Origin of the sequence: Massilia endophytica, from assembly GCF_021165955.1 — a bacterium.
GTDB lineage: Bacteria > Pseudomonadota > Gammaproteobacteria > Burkholderiales > Burkholderiaceae_D > Rugamonas > Rugamonas endophytica.
Genome location: NZ_CP088952.1, coordinates 632,327 through 650,411 on the forward strand (window position 1 = coordinate 632,327; position 18,085 = coordinate 650,411).

Below are 18,085 nucleotides of genomic sequence, written 5' to 3' on the forward strand. Positions count from 1 at the left end.
TTCGAGAAACGATCTTACTCCTCCTGCGCGAAGGCGCCGTTAGGTACAACACACTTAAGGCCATGCCGATGCGTTTGCGACGGCGGTGCACCAAATGCGACGGGACATCCGTCCTGCATGCCTGAGAGGGATAGTTCTTGCCGTTGAGTAATGGAGCCGGTATCGTTGGTCCCGTAACCGGCACCATAGCCGGGCTCTCACTGGGGACAGACAAGAAATGAATTTGCGTGACTTTAAGATTGGTACGCGGCTGGGCATCGGCTTTGGCGCCATCCTGCTCATTCTCGCGGTTGTGATCCTTTTGACGAACTGGTTCAACTACAGCCAGAAGGCCAGTCTGATGGCCGGATTGCAGCGCTCCGCGCTCAAGGGCGAGCATGCGGCGGCCATGAAGAGCTCAATGCTTGAGACTGGCATTTCGATCCGCAGCATCGGCCTGCTGACCGACATCGTCGCAATGCAGGACGAGCAAGCCAGGATCAAGCAGCAGCGCCAGCGCTATAACGAAGCCCTGCGCAGACTGGAAGCGTCCCAGCTGGGCGAGGACGAGAAGGCGCTGATGGGAGAGATCGCCGCGCTGGATACCAAGCTCGACACCGCCTTCAAGGAAGCGACGGGACGGATCAGCGCCTTCGACACCGACGGCGCAGCGGCCGTATTCCACAGCCAGATCGATCCGCTGACCGGCAAGGCGCTGACGGCGCTGAACCGCCTGGTCGCCATGCAGAAGGAAAATGCGGAACGCTTCCTGGCCAATTCGGTGGAGGGCGACCGTGCGCTGATGACGATGCTGATCGCCATCGGCGTGGGCGCGCTGCTGTTGGGTATGGGCTGCGCCGTGCTGATCACCCGTTCGGTGACCGGCCCGCTGCGCGGTTCCGTCGAGCTGGCGCGCCGGGTGGCGGGCGGTGAGCTCGACAACGAGGTGATGGTCGAGGGCAGGGATGAGACCAGCGATCTGCTGCAAGCGCTGAAGGACATGAACGAGAGCCTGCTGGGCATCGTGGGCGATGTGCGCCAAGGCACGGACGCCATCTCGGTGGCCTCGCGCGAGATCGCCTCGGGCAATGCCGACCTGTCGTCGCGCACGGAAGCGCAGGCCGGATCGCTTGAGGAAACGGCCAGCTCGATGGAGGAGCTGACCAGCACCGTCAAGCAGAATGCAGACAACGCACGCCAGGCCAATCAGCTGGCGGCCAACGCATCCTCGGTGGCGCAGAAGGGCGGCGAGGTGGTCGAGCAGGTGGTGCAGACCATGGGATCGATCAAGGACAGTTCGCGCCGCATTGTCGACATCATTGGCGTCATCGACAGCATTGCCTTCCAGACCAATATTCTGGCGCTGAACGCCGCCGTCGAGGCGGCGCGCGCTGGCGAGCAGGGACGCGGCTTTGCCGTCGTGGCCTCGGAAGTGCGCAACCTGGCGCAGCGTTCGGCGAATGCGGCCAAGGAGATCAAGGAGCTGATCAGCGACTCGGTCGGCAAGGTGGACACGGGAAGCAAGCTGGTGGACGAGGCGGGCCAGACCATGGAAATGGTGGTGGCCTCGATCCGCCAGGTGGCCGATATCATGGGCGAGATCACCGCAGCCAGCCAGGAACAGAGCAGCGGCATCGAGGAGGTCAACCAGGCCATTGCGCAAATGGATGAAATGACGCAGCAGAACTCGGCACTGGTCGAACAGGCGGCCGCGGCCGCGGCCAGCATGCAGGAGCAGGCGTCCCGGCTCGCAGGCGCGGTGAGCGTGTTCAAGCTTGGCGCCAACTGCCCTGCGCAGGCTGCGTCGGCACGGCGTGTCCCGATCGCGCGTGCGCCCGTGCCGCCCAAGGTACTGGCTGGGGCGGGCGTGGCCGACGTGTGGGAATAGCTGCAAAAGGAAACGCCCTGCAAGCCTCGCGGCTTGCAGGGCGTTGAAGAAACTGGCCCTGGCTTATTTGTAGATGCCGCAGGCGATCAGGATATCGCCCACTTTTTCGACGTAGGCCGATTTCTGCTGCATTTCCTTGGTTTGCGGATGCGGCCAGACGAAATCCACCCAGCCGTTGCCCTGCGGCGAATTGGCCGCGGCAATATAGGCCTTCACCGTTTCCTTGCCATTCGGGTCCTTGAAGCCAAGCATGTTGCGGCCGACAATTTTCGGATTCGGGCTGGCCAGGTTGACCCCTTTCATGTCGTAAGCAAAGATGTACAGGCTGCCATCAACGAACTTCCCCTTCGGGTTGTTGAACTCGGCCATGGCCTTCTCCACGCCCACCTCCTTGATATAGGCCGCGCCGCGCTTGACCATGGCGACTGCCTCGTCGGGCTTGCGCTTGTCTTCCGCCATGGCCGCCGATTGCAGGCCCAGCGCCACGCACAGGAGTGCGACTGCTTTAAACAGATTCTTCATGGATTATCCCCTTTCGATTTGTTGTGAATGCTGGCCAGAGGCCGTACTGCTGGTGTTGGCGGAGCCGCTGACGGCCCCGCGAAGACTTGCCTGCCGTCAGAAACGGTGGCGGATGCCGAGGGCGGCACTGCGCTCGCGGCTGGCGGTGCTCAAGCGGTCCGACATGTAGATGGCGTACAGGTCGGTGCGCGCCGACATCCGGTGGTTGTAGCCCAGCGTCAGCGTATCGCGCGAACGGTCGGCGCCGAGCAGCGAGCCGCTGCGTTCGGTATCGGCATAGGAGGCCAGCACGGCGCCTGCGGCGCTGGTCGGAACGCTCACGCTCAAGGTGTAGGTGTGGTCGTCCATGCTCTTGCCTCCCGCGGCGTCGTTGCTGTTGTGGCGGTAGGTGGCATACGCCTTCACCACCTTGAAGTCATAGCGCGCGCCGACGAAATAGCCGTTCTGGCTGGTGATGCTGCCGTAATTGACGGGAGCGGCCGTGGCATCCAGGATGGCCGCACCGGACAGGGGATTGCTGACGCCGACGTGGGTGTACACCATCGTCAGCCCCAGGGGGCCGTTGTTATAGAAGGCATTCGCGCCGTAGTTCTTCGGGCCATCCGGTTTGCCGGTTTCGCCTGGCTGGAAGAAGAAGTTAGCCTGCAGGCCCTTGTAGACCGGCGTGGCATAGGAGACCTGATTGCTCCAGCCGCTGTCGCCCGCCGTCGTGGCGGCCCAAGTGCGGGCGCCGACGGGGCCGGAGGGCACGTAGGTGTGCAGGATCAGCGGCGAGAACTGGAAGGAGTCGCCGAACGGATTGAACTGCAATGCGGGCAGGAAGCTCGGCGCACCAAAGCGGCCCACCATCACCTTGCCGAAACTGCCGGACAGGCCTATGTAAGCGTGGCGCGAGAACAGGGTGTCGGTGCCGAAGCGGCCAGCGGCGCCAGTGTCGCCCTGGAAGAAGCCGCTCAGCGAGAAGTCCGCCTTGAGGCCGCCGCCGAGGTCTTCGACACCCATGAAACCCCATTGGGAGGTTGTCAGGCCGCCGTTGTTGACGACGGTGCGGCGCGCGGCATCGCCGCTGTACTTCAGCGAGCCTGCGTACATATCGACCACGCCGTTGATCACGACGGAGGTCTGTGCAGTGGCGGCGCCGCAGGCAGCGGCCATGACTGCAGCCAGCGCGGCTGCATTGCTTTTCTTCATTTCATCCCCTCGAATTATTATTGGATACGGCTGCCGCTTTTGTGGCGGCCAGCCCGAGGGGATTATACGTTTCCGTGCGGAAAAACTTGTCGATAAGTGCTTCCTGGTTGCTGTTTTGCATCGCAGGACATGCGTCCCTTGCCTGAGGGGCTTTTGCCGGGGTATGGGGCCTTACTCCGATGCGGATTGCCGTGCCGGATGCGGGAAGCGGTCCATGCGCGACAGTACGGGGAAGAGCTTCATCCACGCGCCGGTAACGAGCAGCGTTGCCACGCCGCCGAAAATGACCGCGCGCGTCAAGCCGAACCAGCCCGCCGTCACACCCGACTCGAACTCGCCCAGCTCGTTGGAGGCGCCGATGAACACGGAATTCACGGCGCTCACGCGGCCGCGTATCGCATCCGGCGTTTCGTACTGCACCAGCAGGTGGCGCACGTAGACGCTGATCATGTCGCCCGCGCCCATCAGCAGCAGGGCGGCAAGCGCAATGGCGAAGCTGTCAGTCGCGCCCAGGATCACGGTGCAGATGCCGAACACCGCCACGCCGCCGAACATCCAGGGACCGACGCGGCGCGTGATGGGCATGAAGGCCAGCGCTATCGAGCACAATGCTGCGCCCGCGCCGGGCGCGGTGCGCAGCAGGCCAAGGCCCGTGGGACCCACATGCAGCACGTCGTGCGCCAGCGCGGGCAGCAGGGCCGTGGCGCCGCCGAAGAGCACAGCGAACAGGTCGAGCGAGATGGCGCCCAGCACGATGGGGCGGGAGAAGACGAAGCGCAGGCCTTCCAGCACGCTGTGCCAGGTGGCCGGTTCGCGCCTGGTCGATTGCGGGGGCGATTTGCTGAAGGCCATGAGCACCACCGAGATCAGCAGCAGCGCCGAGCCAACGGCATACACCACGTTGGGGCCATAGATGTAGAGCAGGCCGCCGAGCGTCGGGCCCAGGATCACGGCCACATGGAAGGAGGAGCTGCTGAGCGCAACGGCCTTGCTGAAGTCTTCCTGCGGCACGAGATTCACGAGAATAGCCTGCGTGGCCGGTCCCATGAAGGCGCGGGCGCTGCCGAACAGCACGAGCACGGCGAACACGGGCCACACCACCTCCAGGCCCACAACGGAGAAGGACCACAGCATCAGGCTCACCAGCAGCTGCGTCGCAAGGCAGAGGGTGATGATGTTGCGGCGGTTGAACTGGTCGGCCACATGGCCTGCGGGAAGAATCAGCAGCAGGAAGGGCGCGAACTGCGCCAGGCCGATCATGCCGAGGTAGAACAGGTTATGCGTCATTGCATAGACCTGCCACCCGATGGCGACGTGCTGCATCTGCACGGCGAGCGTGCCGAAGATGCGGGCGGTCAGGTAGAAGGAGAAGCTGCGGTGGCGAAGGACGCTGAATCCGTTGGATGACATAGAGTGGGGCGCTGCGCGCGCCCCACGGCGGCGCAGCGTGGAGCAGTATCAGGGTTGGGCGAGGTCGGCTTCAGTGGTGAAGGCGTCGGCGTAGAACTCTTCTTCCGGCAGTCCGCATTGCTGCACGAAGTCGCGCTTGGCCGATTCCACCACAATGGGCGCGCCGCAGGCGTAGACCTGGTAGCCGGACATGTCGGGCAGGTCGTCGATGGCGGCGCGGTGCACGTAGCCTTTGCGGCCGTTCCAGCTGTCCTCGGGCTGGGCGTCGGACACCACGGGCACATAGCGGAAGTTCGGCATCTCCTGTTCCCACTGGCGGCACAGGGCGTCCATGTACAGGTCGTGCGGGCGGCGTCCGCCCCAGTACAGCACCATCTGCCGCTTCGAGCCGGTCGCCTTCATCTGCTCGACGATGGCCTTGATCGGCGCAAAGCCGGTGCCGGAGGCCAGCAGCACCATGGGCTTGTCCGAATCCTCGCGCACGAAGAAGGTGCCGAGCGGGCCTTCGAAGCGCAGGATGTCGCGCTCCTTCATGGTGCTGAACACCTGGTCGGTGAACAGGCCGCCCGGCATATGGCGGATATGCAGGGTGATGGGGCCTGCACCCGGTGCGCTGGCCATGCTGTAGCTGCGGCGCTTGCCGTCGCGCAGCATGAATTCGATGTACTGGCCCGCGCGGTACTCAAGCACCTCGGTGGCCGGAAGCTGGAGCGAAATGACGATGACGTCCGGCGCCACCTTCTCCATGCTCGCCACGCGCGAAGGCATTTTCTTCACGGGGAAGTCGCCGCTGCCTGCCACTTCGCGGGCCTGCAGCACGAGGTCGGAATGCGGGATGGCGCAGCAAAAGAGGGAAACGCCTGCCGCTTCCTCTTCCTCGGTCAGTGCGCGGCGCTGGTGGGGACGGTGGGTGATGGAACCGGAGAGCACTTTGCCCTTGCAGGAACTGCAGGCGCCATTCTTGCAGCCATAGGGCAGGCCCACGCCTGCGCGCATCGCCGCGGAGAGAACGGTTTCGTCGTCGTCGCAGCTGAATTGGTGACCGCTGGGCTGAACAGTAATCTGGAACGTCATACAATCCTTGAATGAATAGCAAAAACAAACACCAACTTGGCAGACCGCGTCTGCTGCTGATCGGCTGCGGCGACGTGGGCATGCGCCTGCTGCCGCTGCTGCGCGGGCGATACCGCGTGTTCGCCCTCACCAGCCAGCCGGAACGCCTGGCCGAGCTGCGCGCCGCTGGCGCCGTTCCCATTCTCGGCAACCTCGACCAGCCCGCCACACTGCGCCGCCTGGCCGGGCTGGCGCGCCATGTCGTGCACCTGGCGCCGCCGCCTGCCGAGGGCATGAAAGACCCTCGCACGCGCAATGTGACCGCCATTTTACCCGACCGGGCCCGGCTCGTTTATGTGAGCACCACGGGCGTCTACGGCGACGCGGGCGGGGCGTGGATCGATGAAACCCGCACGGTTGCGCCCCAGAACGCCCGGGCGCACCGCCGTGTGGATGCCGAGCGGGTGCTGCGGCGCTGGGCGCGCCGCGCGGGCGGCCGCCTGTCCATCCTGCGCGTGCCCGGCATTTACGCGGCGGACCGCCTGCCGCTGAAGCGCCTGGAGCAGGGCACGCCCGCGCTGCTGCCGGAGCAGGATGTGTACACCAACCACGTGCACGCGGACGACCTGGCCGCCATTGTGCTGCAGGCGCTGCGCCTGGGCAGGCCTGGGCGCATCTATCACGCGGTAGACGACAGCGACATGAAGATGGGCGAGTATTTCGACGCGGTGGCGGATGCCTTCGGGATGCCGCGTCCGCCGCGCCTGCCGCGCGGGGAACTGGCGCAGGCCGTGTCGCCCGCCATGCTGTCGTTCATGGCGGAATCGCGCCGCCTGGGCAACCGGCGCCTCAAGGAAGAGCTGGGTGTGCGGCTGCGTTATCCATCAGTAAATCATTTCCTTCGAGACAGGGGAATTTCCTAGCACAACAAAAAGGGTTAAAATCTCTCCAATTATCACAAAACGTTGCCGAAAAGTTGTTTTCAGAGCAACGAGATTTTGTCCAACCCTTTTATTGTTGTCACTACATCATGTCCCTGAAAGAGATTACGGCTTCGCCGAGCTACAACCCGAATCGCGTGCTGGATGCGATTATCGAAAAACTGCAGTTGAAGAATGACGCCGCCCTGTCGCGCGCGCTGGAAGTGGCGCCGCCGGTGATCAGCAAGATCCGCCACAACACCTTGCCGATCGGCGCCACCATCCTGATCCGCATGCATGAAGTCAGCGATTTCAGCATCCGCGAACTGCGCGAGATGATGGCGCACTAAGCGTCCGCTGGATGAAAAAAACGGCCGGGCCTGGAAACAGGCGCCGGCCGTTTTTATTGGGCTTTGGCGATCAGGCGGTCAGGCGCGGACGGGAGGAGTAGAAGGCTTCCGCTGCGGGTGCGGCTTCCAGGTTCACGCGGCCCGAGTACGCCGTTTCAGCGCTGACGCGGCCGGAGTAGGCCGTCTTCGCGTCCGCAACGCGGCCGGAGTAAGCGACCTTGGTGTCCGCCACACGGCCGGAGTAAGCGACTTTCACGTCAGCCACGCGGCCCGAATATGCCACCTTGGCATCGGCCACACGGCCCGAATACGCCACCTTGGCATCGGCGACGCGGACCGAATAGGCCACCTTGGCGTCTGCCACGCGGCCGGAGTAGGCGACAGCGCTGGCAACGCGGCCCGAGTACGCCACTTCGGGAGCACGGCCGGAGTAGGCGGTGGCGGCGACGCGGCCGGAGTAGGCGGCATCGGCTTCCAGTCCGCGCAGATAGGGCTCGCCGAAGGTGGCTTCGTACAGTTCCTTCATGCGCTCGCCCACGCGCTCGTGCGCCGCCTCGTCGTCCTCGCCGCGCAGGCCGATATACGGGAAGTGGTGCAGGAAATAACCGAACACCTTTTCGCAGTCCACGGCGTATTTCATCGTGTCCAGGATGTGATAGTGCCAGAAGGTGTCCACGTCCATCAGGGGCGCCGTCTGTTCGTTCGGGAACGCCTTCATCAGGTACAGGAAGCGGCGGTATTCAAATTCCACCGCGTTGACTTTTTCCAGCGACCATCCCTCGCCCGATTCCTCGTGCATCAGTTTGACTTTGATCGGTTCGAGATCGAGCTCGGCAATAGATTGGAAGCTTTCGGCTGAAATCATGAGTGAAATCCTTGTGTAAAAAAACGGAAAAGACAGGAAGACACCTTGCATGGACCCGCGAGGTCAGGCGTCAGAGACGTTCGGAGCTGGGAACTAGACGTTGATGCGCATCAACAAGGCTCAGTATAGGCATACTGACGAGGATGGCAAGAGTAAATTCAATCGTGTGCGATTTTACATTTATTGCATCTTTGCCGGGGCGACATGCCGCCCCGGCAAGAACCCTTATCAGCTTGATTGCAGGCGGGGGCGGTCGCTGAAGAAGGCTGCGGCGGGCTGGGCTCCCTCGGAAACCCGGGCCGAATAGGCGGTGGCGACGCGCGCCGAATAGGCCGTTTGCGCCACGCGCGCCGAGTAGGCGGTCTCAACCGTGCGGGCCGAGTACGCAGTTTCCGCAGTCCGTGCCGAATACGCCACAGCGCCGCGCAGATAGGGCTCGTCGAAGGTGGCTTCGTACAATTCTTTCATGCGCTCGCCAACGCGCTGATGAGCAGCCTCGTCGTCCTCGCCGCGCAGGCCGATGTAGGGGAAATGATGCAGGAAGTAGCCGAACACGGCCTGGCAGTCGGCCGCGTACTTCATGGTGTCCAGGATGTGGTAGTGCCAGAAGGTGTCCACATCCTGCAGCGGGGCGGCTGCTTCGTGCGGAAACTCTTTCATGAGATAGAGGAAGCGGCGGTATTCGAACTCGATGGCGTCGGCGCGCTCCAGCGTCCAGCCTTCGCCTGAGGCCTCGTGCATCAGTTTGACCTTGATCGGTTCCAGGTCCAGCTCGGCAATTGCCTTGAAATCGTCGTTGTTCACAGTGGTCGTCCTTTCAGGTGGGGTTGTAGAGTTATTTTTGCCCATCATCAAGGCCGCGCATTGATCCGCGTCAAGAATAAGCAGCCGATTCCTACTTGACTGCGAATTCTCCTATGAGCGCTGGCGGCGCCTTATGGCTCACCGCCACGCTGACGGTGACGGTCGTGCCGCCGCGCGAACTGCCAGCGATGACGCATTGGCCGCCCAGCAGGTTCATGCGCTCCTCCATGCCCACCAGGCCGAAGGAGCCGGTCTTGTTGCGGTTACCGTCCTGCAGGCCGATGCCGTTGTCCGTGATCGCCATGCGCAGCATGCCTTGATGGTGGGTGAGCTCGACCCGCACCAGGCTGGCGCGCGCGTGCTGCTGGATATTGCTCAGCGATTCCTGCAGCACGCGGAAGAAGGCCACGGCGCAGCGGTCGTCGATGCCCGTGTCTCCGCCTTGCTCGATGAGTTCGCATGCGATGCCGCTGCGCTGGCGGAACTGCGCGATCTGCCACTCCACGGCCGCGTGCAGGCCCAGGTCCAGCACGGTGGGCCGCAGATCGTTGATGATGGTGCGCACGCTGCGGATGGTCTCGTCGATCTGCTTGAGCGTGGCGCGGGCGCGTTCGTGCAGGCGCGGGTGGCGCTGGGCCGTGCGGTTGGCCAGGATGTCGGCCTCGATGCGCAAGGCCAGCAGGTTCTGGCCCAGGTCGTCATGGATTTCGCGTGCGATGCGCTTGCGTTCCTCTTCCTTGATCTGCTCCGCGTGGGCGGCCAGGCGGCGCAGGCGCTGGTGCGAAAGCTGGAGGCGCACCTGGCTGTCGCGCAGCTCGCGCGTCATGGCGCGCGCCATGCGCACGGCCCGCTTGCGCGCCGAGGACAAGGCGTGGAAGAGCGCGTACATCAGCATGCTGCCGATAAAGCCCATGAGGCCGGTGAACCAGGGCATGTAGGCGTCGAAGCGGGAATACAGGGCCCGCTTGGGCGCGCTGAAGCGGGCCTGCCAGTTGCGGCCGTTGAATTCGATGGGCAGCAGCAGCATGAAGCCGGACGGCTCCTCGCGCTGGGCCGCGCGCTCGTTGGCGCTGTCGAAAAGCAGGGCGCCCGTCTGGCCCTCGGGCGTATCCGAATCCGGACTGCCGTACAGGGTGACGCGCATGTCGCGCGTGGGCGTTTCGTTCAGCGCCGCCTGCACCAGGCGCTGCATGTTGAAGCCGATGCCCACCGAGCCGATATAGGCTGCGCGCCGTTCAGCCACGGTGGTCAGCGGCATGCCCTTGCGGTAGATGGGCATCCGCAGCGGCATGCCGACCTGATAGGTGGAACCCGGAACCGACACCGGCCTGCCCGAGCTGAAGATCTGGCCGCTGTCGCGCGCCTGGTTCAGCGCCGCGGCGCCAGCGGGCCGCGCGGCAAGGTCCAGGCCGTAGCGGTCGCTGAAGCTGGGCAGGGGATCGATGAGGGTGATGACGGTGTAGTCCTTGCGCCGCCCCGCAGGCTTGATGGAGAAGGGCGGGTACTTCTCGCGCTCGCCGACGAGGGCCTGCATGCGCTGCTCCAGCGCCGCGCGCTCCTCATGCCGGATGTACTCGGCGAAGTTGATGGTGTCGATGGCCGGGAAGTGGTGTTCGAGGTCCAGGCCCTGTACATAGCGGCGGAAGCTTTCGGGATCGACGCGGCCGGAGGACTGCAGATAGCTGGCCGTGCCGCGCAGCACCTCGGTGTAGGCCTTGAGCACGGCGCCAATACCGTGCTGTGTGTAGCGCGCCTGGCTGCGGAAGCGTTCGCGCGCCTCGCTTTCGATGGAGTTGGCCATCAGTGCGTGGAATACGGCGCCCACGGCCAGCGACAGCAGCAGGGCGTTCCACCAGAATTGGCGGCCTGCGGCGGCGAGGCGTTTGCCGAGTTGGCGGGGACGCATCAGTAGCATGATGAAAGCGGCGCCCTTGCGGGGCCGCAGCGACAAGAGTTATTGCAATATATAAATTTGCCTAACTCTTAGTCAAGGTGCGGGTGTTGTATCGGCGGTGGTTTTGATGCACATCAACGAAAAAAAGACGGGACCAAAGTCCCGTCTTTTTTGCTGTCCGCCGCTTACTTCGCGGTCCAGCTGTCCTTCAGCGTGACGATGCGGTTGAACACCGGCTTGCCCGGTTTCGAATCCACGCGGTCGGCCACGAAGTAGCCGTGGCGTTCGAACTGGAAGCGCTGCTCCGGCTCGGCGTTCTTCAGGCTCGGTTCCAGATAGGCGGTGACAACTTCCTTCGCCTTGGGATTGAGATAGTCCATGAAGTTCTTGCCGCCCGAGTCGGGCATCGCATCCGTGAAGAGGCGGTCGTACAGGCGCACTTCCGCTTCCAGCGCGGCAGCGGCGGATACCCAGTGAATGGTGCCTTTCACCTTGTAGCTGTTGGCGCCTTCCGTGCCCGACTTCGAGTCCGGGAAGTAGTTGCAGTGCACCGCAATCACCTTGCCGTTTTCGTCCTTGTCGTAGCCCGTGCACTCCACCACGAAGCCGTACTTCAGGCGCACGCGGTTGCCCGGCTGGCCGTCGATGGGCGGGTAGAAGCGGAAGTAGCCTTTGCTCGGCACTTCCATGAAATCCTCTTCCTCGATCCACAGCTCGCGCGTGAAGGGGAAAGTGCGGTTACCCCATTCCGGATGATGCGGGTGGACGGGCGAGCTGCATTCCTCGCTGGCGGCGGCGTCGAAGTTGTCGACGATGAGCTTAAGCGGCTTGAGCACGGCGATAGCGCGCGGCGCCTTCGGATCCAGGTCTTCGCGCACGGCGCCTTCCAGCACGCCGTAGTCGATCCAGCCGTCCGACTTGGTCACGCCGGTGCGCTCGCACATCAGCTGGATGCCTTCGGGCGTGAAGCCGCGGCGGCGCATGCCGGCGATGGTGGGCAGGCGCGGGTCGTCCCAGCCGTCCACCGTGCCGTCGTCCACCATCTGGCGCAGCTTGCGCTTGGAGGTGACGATATAGGTCAGGTTCAGGCGGGCGAACTCGTACTGGTTCGGCACGGGCTGCTTGAAGAATCCGCCTTCGGACAGCGTGGCCAGCAGCCAGTCGTAGAAGGGGCGGTGATCCTGGAACTCCAGCGTGCACACGGAATGGGTGATGTTCTCCAGCGCGTCCGAGATCGGGTGCGTGTAGTCGTACATCGGATAGATGCACCAGTCGTCGCCCGTGCGGTGGTGGTGGGCGTGGCGGATGCGGTAGATGGCGGGATCGCGCATGTTCATGTTCGGCGAAGACATGGCATCCTCGCTGATCTTCGCGCGCACGATATGCTCGCCGTCCTTGTACTTGCCCGCCTTCATGTCGCGGAAGATCTGCAGCGACTCTTCGGCCGGACGGTTGCGGTAAGGAGAATTCTTGCCGGGGCTATTGAAACTGCCGCGGTTCGCCGCCATTTCCTCCGCGCTCTGGGAGTCCACGTAGGCGTAGCCCTTGCTGATCAGGTACTCGGCCATCTCGTACAGCTTGTCGAAGTAATCACTTGCGTAGTACAGGTGGTTGCCGGCGCCGACGGGGCCCTTGTAGTCCCAGTCGAAGCCCAGCCATTTCACGCTGTCCAGGATGGAATCGACGTACTCCTGTTCTTCCTTGGCCGGGTTGGTATCGTCGAAGCGCATATGGCAGCGCCCGCCGAAATCGCGCGCCAGGCCGAAATTCACATAGATGGACTTGGCATGGCCCACGTGCAGGTAGCCGTTCGGCTCCGGCGGGAAGCGGGTGATGACGGGCGGCAGGCCTTCACGCTGGTGCTTGCCGCTGGCCAGGTCGTTTTCGACGATCGTGCGCAGGAAATTCGGTGCAGGGGCGTGGGCGGTGCTGTTTTTGTCGTTGCTCATCTAAAAAGGGCGGAAAAAGAGTCGAATAGCAGCCATTTTACCGTACAGAAGGCCTGCGGCGGGACGGCTGGTGCTTTTCTATAGGATAATTCGGTCCATGGACAATTTATATAATGTGCTGGGCATTGCGCCCAACGCCAGCGAGGACGAGATCAAGAAGGTCTACCGCTCCCTCGCCATGCGCTACCACCCGGACCGCAACCAGGAACCGGGCGCGGACGCGCGTTTCAAGGCCATTGCCAAAGCCTACGAAGTGCTGTCCGACCCCGTCAAGCGCGAAGAATACAACCAGAGCCTGAACCACCGCATCATCATCGACCCCGAAGCGGAAGCGTACCAGCTGTGGCGCTCGGTCTTCGCCATGCAGGGCGTGACCCTGCCTGCGGCCTGAGCCCCCTGATATCCCAGAAAGTTGAAGCAATGAGAAGAGTACACCCGGAATTCGCCTATCAGTCGCGCGAACTAGCCGACCAGATCGACGGCATCCTCGGCGATCCGCCCGACCGCAAAAATTATCAGAACATGCTGAACGCCTTGATGTCTGACTATGCAAGCGGCGGCGGCATCGACGACCTGAACATGATGGCCTTTGCGCTGGTGGACGTGATCGAGTTCACCGATCCCAAGGCCGTGCTCGCGGAAGCCCAGGACTTCGAATACGGCGACGCCGCGCGCGTGTTCGCGGCGGCCAAGTGCCCGGACGGCGTGGCGGCGGAGATGCTGGCCGCGCTGGAGGAAAACCATCCCGACCTCGGCCGCCAGGCCATCATCACTGCCTTCCTGCACAAGCACCCGCGCCTGTGGGACGAGGACGATACCTCGCTCGACCAACTGCACGAAGGCGAGGAGGACGAGGATGAAGAGGAAGGTGTCGTGAGCGAAGAATTCGCCCAGATGTTCGATCAGGAAGGAGAGCAGTAATGTCCGACAAGAATCTGCCAGCCATCAGCAAGCAGGTCACTGAGCTGGTTCTGGCTGGCTCGCTGAGCCATGCCGAGCAGGCGTTCGCCGAAGCCGCCGAAACGCACGGCGACCTGGCCGTGGCCGAAGTGCTGCAAAACATTCCGCCGCACGTCACCGCGCTGCACATGGCAGGCTTCGACGGCGGCAAGATGTCGCTGGCGACCCTGCTGGTGCCGCCCAAGGCCTGGGCCGAAAGCCTGGCCTATATCGCCGCCACCTGGCCGGACGACATGATCGAGGACGATCCCGAGCGCATCGCCGAATCGCTGTTCGCCCACATCCACGGCGTGGTGTTCGGTACGGAAGACGAAGAGCGCCGCCACGAGCTGCTGGTGGAAGCCTCCGCCACGGACTGGGGCTGCACGGCCTTTGCCATCCTGTTCTCGATGGCGCCGAAGGAAATCCTGGAAGTGGCCGGAGAGATCATCTCCAAGGGCCCCTACATCACGGGCCAGACCACGTCCGACAACGACATTGTGCCGCTGGCCGTGGCCCTGGCCCAGGCCAGCGAGGACGGCTGGGACCGCGCCTTGTTCGAGCTCTTCCCGGACTTCCGGCACAGCGCCGACCTGGCCGACGCCGAGTTCAGCGACGACCCCGACGAAGAGCCGCAGTTCCTGCAGCGCTCCACGAAGGAATTGCTGTACCGCCTGCGCAAACAGGTGCCGAGCACCCGCAGCACGGCCACGCGCAGCACGCGCCGCAGCATGGGCACGGGGATCTTCAACTGATGCAGATTGCCTTAGTCAAAGAAAACCTCCCGCGCCTGACGCGCGCCATCCGGCTGCTGCCGGGCGACGCGCGGCCCGACGCGGCGGTGATGCTCGCCGACGAACTGTCCGGCATCACGGCCATGGTGGCGGACAAATTCACCAACAACCGCACGGCCGAAGGCATCCAGCGCGCCGTGAACCTCACGGTGGGCGGCGTCTCGCTGGGCCTGGAGCACCTACTGGCCGTCGACAGCGACCAGGCCGCGCTGGACTTCCTGGTCGACAACGGCGCGGAAGCCGCCTTCCAGGCGGGCTTCCGCCAGCTGAAGGAACTGTCGCAGATGCCGGAAGACACCCTGATCGGTGAGTACGACAGCGACCCCGTGTACGCCCAGCGCCGCCTGCGCGACCTGTTCTTCGACCTCTGCCTGACCGATCCCAACCAGAACTGGGACGGCCCCGCGCGCTACGCCTCGCAACTGAAGCAGCGCCAGGAAGTGCAGGCCGTGGTGCGCCTGGCCAACTGGCTGCGCCGCCACAACAGCGAAGGCCCCATCCAGGACGCCGACCTGAACGCGGAAGGCGTGATCGCGCTGGCTATCATCTTCGCGGTGGAAGGGGGCGGGCGCGTGGTGGCGCGCACGGGCCAGAAGGAATTCGAACGCTTCGTGAAAGCCGTCCGCAAGGCCAAGCCCGACTACGAAGCAGGCTGGGAAGCCCTGGTGGCGGCCGTTCCCGCGCAGCACCACCCCGTGCTGCTGAACCGCATCGACCTCTACCGCCGCAGCTGCACGGTGCTGCAGCACCTGCCCGGCCGCACGGCCATGAAGACCCTGTTCGCCGAGCTCGAGAACTACGCCGGCTCCGAACTCGACGCCGACTACGATTAATTTCTTAAAGGGGTCTGTCCCCAATTAAGAAATGTTTCTTAATTGGGGACAGACCCCTTTAAGAAATGTTGCTGGCGCTGCGGGCGAGGGCGACGAAGGCGGAGACCAGCGGGCTGCTGGCGTCCGCCCGCTGGGCGAGCAGCAGGGAGGTGGTGGCCGCCGGGTCCGCAAGGGGACGGTAGGTGACGCCGTCCATGTGGATGCGGTCGAAGGAACTCGGCAGCACGGAAACGCCGATGCCCGCCGCGATCAGTCCGATAATCGTCGATGCTTCTCCGGCCTCCATCGCGACCTGCGGCGTGAAGCCGGCCGCGCGGCACAGGCGGAAGATCTGCGGGTAGATGCCGGTGCCTGCATCCTTCGGGTACATCACGAAGGGCAGGCCTTCCAGGTCCTTCACCGCCACTTTCTTCTTGCGCGCCAAGGGCGAATCGGATGGCAGCACCAGCAGCAGCGGATCCTGCCGCAGTTCGGTGAGCTTGATGGACTCGGGCACGGGGCCCGATACCGTGCGCACAAAACCCAGGTCCAGCTCGCGGGCTTCGAGCGCCGCCAGCTGGTGCATGGTCGCCATCTCATGCAAGGTCAGCGCGACGCCGGGGTAGGCCTGGCGGTAGCTGCGGATCACCTGCGCGAACAGCGGCGTGAACGGCGTCGAGAAGGTGAAGCCGACCCGCAGCTCGCCCGCCTCGCCCCGCTGCGCGCGCCGCGCCGTGGCCATGGCCTGCTCGGACAAGGCCAGCACGCGCCGCGCGTCCGCCAGGAAGAGCTTGCCCGCTTCCGTCAGACGCACCCAGCGCTTGCTGCGTTCCAGCAGCTGCGCGCCCACCTCGGCCTCCAGCGCCTGGATCTGCTGGCTGAGCGGCGGCTGGCCGATGTGCAGGCGCTCGGCCGCGCGCGTGAAGCTCAGCTCCTCGGCGACGGCGACGAAATAGCGCAGGTGGCGAAGTTCCATGGATTGTTATCGTTTTTGGATATTAATATCGTCTGAAATATATATTGGACAGTAATAATCCGCAATCCTAAGATGAATCCATCGAATTCAGCAGGTATTCATCATGTCCATCACCGCCGGTTCCCCCGAGTTCAAACGCAGCAACCGCGCCCTGTTCTTCGGCGGCTTCTCCTGCTTCGCCTTGCTGTACAGCGTGCAGCCCCTGATGCCGCTGCTGGGACAGGAATTCGCGTTGACCCCGGCGCAGACCAGCCTGGCGCTATCGGTGTCGACCGGTGCACTGGCCGTGTCGCTGCTTCTGTCCAGCATTCTTTCCGACCGCATCGGCCGCAAACCGCTGATGGTGGCTGCCTTGACTGTCGCCGCGCTGATGACGCTGCTCTCGGCCTGCGCGCAAACCTGCAACCAGCTGCTGTTCGCACGCGCCGCGCTCGGCGCCGCACTGGGCGGCATGCCCGCCGTGGCCATGGCCTATCTCTCCGAGGAGATCGAGGCCAAGTCGCTGGGGCTATCGATGGGGCTGTATGTGAGCGGCAGTGCGTTTGGCGGCATGCTGGGGCGCATCCTGGCTTCGGTGCTGAGCGATTTCATGTCCTGGCGCGTGGCGACTGCGGCGCTGGGGGTGGCGGGCCTGTTCGCTGCGCTGGAATATTGGCGCAGCCTGCCCGCCTCGCGCAACTTCCGTCCTTCCGAAGGCGGCGTCGCCGCGCTTGTTGCCGGGCTGCGCCAGCACTTCCGCGACGATGGCTTGCCCTGGCTCTTCGCGCTGGCCTTCCTGCTGGTGGGCTGCTTCATCAGCGCGTACAGCTACATCAGCTTCCGTCTGCTCGCCGCCCCCTTCGAGCTGCGCCAGAGCGTGGTGGGTGCAATCTCGGTGCTGTACCTGATCGGCATCTTCAGCTCCGTGTGGGCGGGCAAGCTGGCGGACCGCCTCGGGCGGCGCGGCGTGCTGTGGGTGCTGCTGTGCGTGATGCTGTCGGGCCTGTTGCTCACACTGCTCAATTCGCTGGTGTTCATTGTGGCGGGCATGGCGCTGTACACCTTCGGCTTCTTTGCCTCACACTCCGTGGCCAGCAGCTGGGTGGGACGGCGCGCGCATGCGCCCAAGGCGCTGGCCTCGGCCCTGTATCTGTTCTTCTATTACATGGGTTCGAGCTTCGTGGGCTGGATTGCCGGATACCTGTGGTCGCATGCCGGCTGGCCGGGCGTCGTGGCCCTGCTGGGCTTTGGGCTGAGCCTGGCGTTGCTGATTGCCTTGCGCCTGCGCAGCCTGGTGCCTGTTGCCGTGCCGCCAGCCGCGCTGGCGGCCACTTGATCCGCCTCAAAGCCGACGGAAGCAGCGCCGAACCGCCGAGCCGACTGCGTGTCCGACGTGATGGACGCCGCGGGGCGTCATCGACAAGGAGGCGAACATGCTGCAAGAACAGGAAATCCGGCGCAGGCTGAGCAGTGTGCAACTGGCGGTAGGGCAGGCGGCTCAGGCGCTATCGGCCGAGCGCCACCTGCCGGGCGAACTGCGCGACTACATCCAGAAGCTCGACCGCCAGTCCGACAGCATCACGGAGGTACTGGCTTTGCGCGACCCGGCGCGCATCGTCAAGCTGATCGACGATATGGAACTGCTGGGCTCCCGAGCGCGCCGTGTCTGCGCCAGCGGCCTGCCCCTGACGCAGCACATGAAAGCCGCCGTCAACCACATGCACAACGAGCTGGCCGACTTCAAGCAGCACCTGCACTAA

18 protein-coding genes are annotated in these 18,085 nt (G+C 64.1%); 9 read left to right on the plus strand and 9 right to left on the minus strand.

Features of this window, described 5'->3' with window-relative positions; genetic code table 11:
• The first annotated feature begins 217 nt into the window (after window positions 1-217).
• Window positions 218-1,867, plus strand: coding sequence for a methyl-accepting chemotaxis protein (locus tag LSQ66_RS02935; RefSeq protein WP_231768321.1), 1,650 nt, complete (start codon window positions 218-220; stop codon window positions 1,865-1,867).
• A 63-nt stretch (window positions 1,868-1,930) separates the two neighbouring features.
• Here LSQ66_RS02935 and LSQ66_RS02940 read toward each other — a convergent pair whose 3' ends face one another.
• The 4 genes from LSQ66_RS02940 to LSQ66_RS02955 form a co-directional block, all read right to left on the minus strand.
• Window positions 1,931-2,389 carry a cache domain-containing protein gene (locus tag LSQ66_RS02940; RefSeq protein ID WP_231768322.1) on the minus strand — a complete coding sequence of 153 codons (459 nt, stop codon included), beginning with the start codon at window positions 2,387-2,389 and terminating at the stop codon, window positions 1,931-1,933.
• A 96-nt stretch (window positions 2,390-2,485) separates the two neighbouring features.
• Window positions 2,486-3,580 (minus strand): porin, encoded by a 1,095-nt coding sequence (locus LSQ66_RS02945; RefSeq protein ID WP_231768323.1) that lies wholly within the window; start codon window positions 3,578-3,580, stop codon window positions 2,486-2,488.
• 171 nt (window positions 3,581-3,751) lie between these two features.
• Window positions 3,752-4,990 carry an MFS transporter gene (locus tag LSQ66_RS02950; protein ID WP_231768324.1) on the minus strand — a complete coding sequence of 413 codons (1,239 nt, stop codon included), beginning with the start codon at window positions 4,988-4,990 and terminating at the stop codon, window positions 3,752-3,754.
• A 48-nt stretch (window positions 4,991-5,038) separates the two neighbouring features.
• On the minus strand, window positions 5,039-6,064 hold the full coding sequence (locus tag LSQ66_RS02955; RefSeq protein WP_231768325.1) for a CDP-6-deoxy-delta-3,4-glucoseen reductase: 1,026 nt from the start codon (window positions 6,062-6,064) through the stop codon (window positions 5,039-5,041).
• An 11-nt stretch (window positions 6,065-6,075) separates the two neighbouring features.
• On the opposite strand from LSQ66_RS02955, the gene LSQ66_RS02960 reads away from it, so the two are divergent.
• Window positions 6,076-6,966 (plus strand): SDR family oxidoreductase, encoded by an 891-nt coding sequence (locus LSQ66_RS02960; protein ID WP_231768326.1) that lies wholly within the window; start codon window positions 6,076-6,078, stop codon window positions 6,964-6,966.
• Window positions 6,967-7,073: 107 nt separating this feature from the next.
• Window positions 7,074-7,313 carry a hypothetical protein gene (locus tag LSQ66_RS02965; RefSeq protein ID WP_231768327.1) on the plus strand — a complete coding sequence of 80 codons (240 nt, stop codon included), beginning with the start codon at window positions 7,074-7,076 and terminating at the stop codon, window positions 7,311-7,313.
• 70 nt (window positions 7,314-7,383) lie between these two features.
• Here LSQ66_RS02965 and LSQ66_RS02970 read toward each other — a convergent pair whose 3' ends face one another.
• From LSQ66_RS02970 to LSQ66_RS02985, 4 genes are all read right to left on the minus strand, one after another.
• Entirely contained in the window at window positions 7,384-8,178 is a 795-nt protein-coding gene (locus LSQ66_RS02970; RefSeq protein ID WP_231768328.1) for a glycine-rich domain-containing protein, read from the minus strand.
• A 228-nt stretch (window positions 8,179-8,406) separates the two neighbouring features.
• The gene (locus tag LSQ66_RS02975; protein ID WP_231768329.1) at window positions 8,407-8,982 is read right to left on the minus strand and encodes a glycine-rich domain-containing protein; all 576 of its coding nucleotides are present in this window, start codon (window positions 8,980-8,982) and stop codon (window positions 8,407-8,409) included.
• 91 nt (window positions 8,983-9,073) lie between these two features.
• Window positions 9,074-10,888 carry a CHASE domain-containing protein gene (locus LSQ66_RS02980; protein ID WP_231768330.1) on the minus strand — a complete coding sequence of 605 codons (1,815 nt, stop codon included), beginning with the start codon at window positions 10,886-10,888 and terminating at the stop codon, window positions 9,074-9,076.
• A 173-nt stretch (window positions 10,889-11,061) separates the two neighbouring features.
• Window positions 11,062-12,825 (minus strand): glutamine--tRNA ligase/YqeY domain fusion protein, encoded by a 1,764-nt coding sequence (locus LSQ66_RS02985; protein WP_231768331.1) that lies wholly within the window; start codon window positions 12,823-12,825, stop codon window positions 11,062-11,064.
• 97 nt (window positions 12,826-12,922) lie between these two features.
• On the opposite strand from LSQ66_RS02985, the gene LSQ66_RS02990 reads away from it, so the two are divergent.
• Genes LSQ66_RS02990 through LSQ66_RS03005 form a run of 4 tightly spaced genes read left to right on the plus strand, consistent with a single transcriptional unit; the run spans window position 12,923 to window position 15,391 of the window.
• A complete protein-coding gene (locus tag LSQ66_RS02990) occupies window positions 12,923-13,216 on the plus strand; it encodes a DnaJ domain-containing protein (protein ID WP_231768332.1) in 294 nt (97 codons plus the stop codon).
• Window positions 13,217-13,245: 29 nt separating this feature from the next.
• A complete protein-coding gene (locus tag LSQ66_RS02995) occupies window positions 13,246-13,746 on the plus strand; it encodes a hypothetical protein (RefSeq protein WP_231768333.1) in 501 nt (166 codons plus the stop codon).
• On the plus strand, window positions 13,746-14,519 hold the full coding sequence (locus tag LSQ66_RS03000) for a hypothetical protein (protein ID WP_231768334.1): 774 nt from the start codon (window positions 13,746-13,748) through the stop codon (window positions 14,517-14,519). The genes LSQ66_RS02995 and LSQ66_RS03000 overlap by 1 nt, the downstream gene beginning before the upstream one ends.
• Window positions 14,519-15,391 carry a DUF6178 family protein gene (locus LSQ66_RS03005; RefSeq protein WP_231768335.1) on the plus strand — a complete coding sequence of 291 codons (873 nt, stop codon included), beginning with the start codon at window positions 14,519-14,521 and terminating at the stop codon, window positions 15,389-15,391. The genes LSQ66_RS03000 and LSQ66_RS03005 overlap by 1 nt, the downstream gene beginning before the upstream one ends.
• Window positions 15,392-15,449: 58 nt before the next feature.
• Here LSQ66_RS03005 and LSQ66_RS03010 read toward each other — a convergent pair whose 3' ends face one another.
• Complete coding sequence (locus LSQ66_RS03010) at window positions 15,450-16,346, minus strand: LysR family transcriptional regulator (RefSeq protein ID WP_231768336.1); 897 nt, start codon at window positions 16,344-16,346, stop codon at window positions 15,450-15,452.
• Window positions 16,347-16,449: 103 nt separating this feature from the next.
• On the opposite strand from LSQ66_RS03010, the gene LSQ66_RS03015 reads away from it, so the two are divergent.
• Both LSQ66_RS03015 and LSQ66_RS03020 read left to right on the plus strand, forming a co-directional pair.
• Window positions 16,450-17,661, plus strand: a complete 1,212-nt coding sequence (locus LSQ66_RS03015) for an MFS transporter (RefSeq protein WP_231768337.1) — start codon at window positions 16,450-16,452, stop codon at window positions 17,659-17,661.
• A gap of 97 nt (window positions 17,662-17,758) precedes the next feature.
• Window positions 17,759-18,085 (plus strand): hypothetical protein, encoded by a 327-nt coding sequence (locus LSQ66_RS03020; RefSeq protein WP_231768338.1) that lies wholly within the window; start codon window positions 17,759-17,761, stop codon window positions 18,083-18,085.

Coding starts and splice junctions, on each gene's coding strand:
- LSQ66_RS02935 (WP_231768321.1), top strand. CDS start 218: ATGAATTTGCGTGACTTTAAGATTGGTACGCGGCTGGGCATCGGCTTT.
- LSQ66_RS02940 (WP_231768322.1), bottom strand. CDS start 2,389: ATGAAGAATCTGTTTAAAGCAGTCGCACTCCTGTGCGTGGCGCTGGGC.
- LSQ66_RS02945 (WP_231768323.1), bottom strand. CDS start 3,580: ATGAAGAAAAGCAATGCAGCCGCGCTGGCTGCAGTCATGGCCGCTGCC.
- LSQ66_RS02950 (WP_231768324.1), bottom strand. CDS start 4,990: ATGTCATCCAACGGATTCAGCGTCCTTCGCCACCGCAGCTTCTCCTTC.
- LSQ66_RS02955 (WP_231768325.1), bottom strand. CDS start 6,064: ATGACGTTCCAGATTACTGTTCAGCCCAGCGGTCACCAATTCAGCTGC.
- LSQ66_RS02960 (WP_231768326.1), top strand. CDS start 6,076: ATGAATAGCAAAAACAAACACCAACTTGGCAGACCGCGTCTGCTGCTG.
- LSQ66_RS02965 (WP_231768327.1), top strand. CDS start 7,074: ATGTCCCTGAAAGAGATTACGGCTTCGCCGAGCTACAACCCGAATCGC.
- LSQ66_RS02970 (WP_231768328.1), bottom strand. CDS start 8,178: ATGATTTCAGCCGAAAGCTTCCAATCTATTGCCGAGCTCGATCTCGAA.
- LSQ66_RS02980 (WP_231768330.1), bottom strand. CDS start 10,888: ATGCGTCCCCGCCAACTCGGCAAACGCCTCGCCGCCGCAGGCCGCCAA.
- LSQ66_RS02985 (WP_231768331.1), bottom strand. CDS start 12,825: ATGAGCAACGACAAAAACAGCACCGCCCACGCCCCTGCACCGAATTTC.
- LSQ66_RS02990 (WP_231768332.1), top strand. CDS start 12,923: ATGGACAATTTATATAATGTGCTGGGCATTGCGCCCAACGCCAGCGAG.
- LSQ66_RS02995 (WP_231768333.1), top strand. CDS start 13,246: ATGAGAAGAGTACACCCGGAATTCGCCTATCAGTCGCGCGAACTAGCC.
- LSQ66_RS03000 (WP_231768334.1), top strand. CDS start 13,746: ATGTCCGACAAGAATCTGCCAGCCATCAGCAAGCAGGTCACTGAGCTG.
- LSQ66_RS03005 (WP_231768335.1), top strand. CDS start 14,519: ATGCAGATTGCCTTAGTCAAAGAAAACCTCCCGCGCCTGACGCGCGCC.
- LSQ66_RS03010 (WP_231768336.1), bottom strand. CDS start 16,346: ATGGAACTTCGCCACCTGCGCTATTTCGTCGCCGTCGCCGAGGAGCTG.
- LSQ66_RS03015 (WP_231768337.1), top strand. CDS start 16,450: ATGTCCATCACCGCCGGTTCCCCCGAGTTCAAACGCAGCAACCGCGCC.
- LSQ66_RS03020 (WP_231768338.1), top strand. CDS start 17,759: ATGCTGCAAGAACAGGAAATCCGGCGCAGGCTGAGCAGTGTGCAACTG.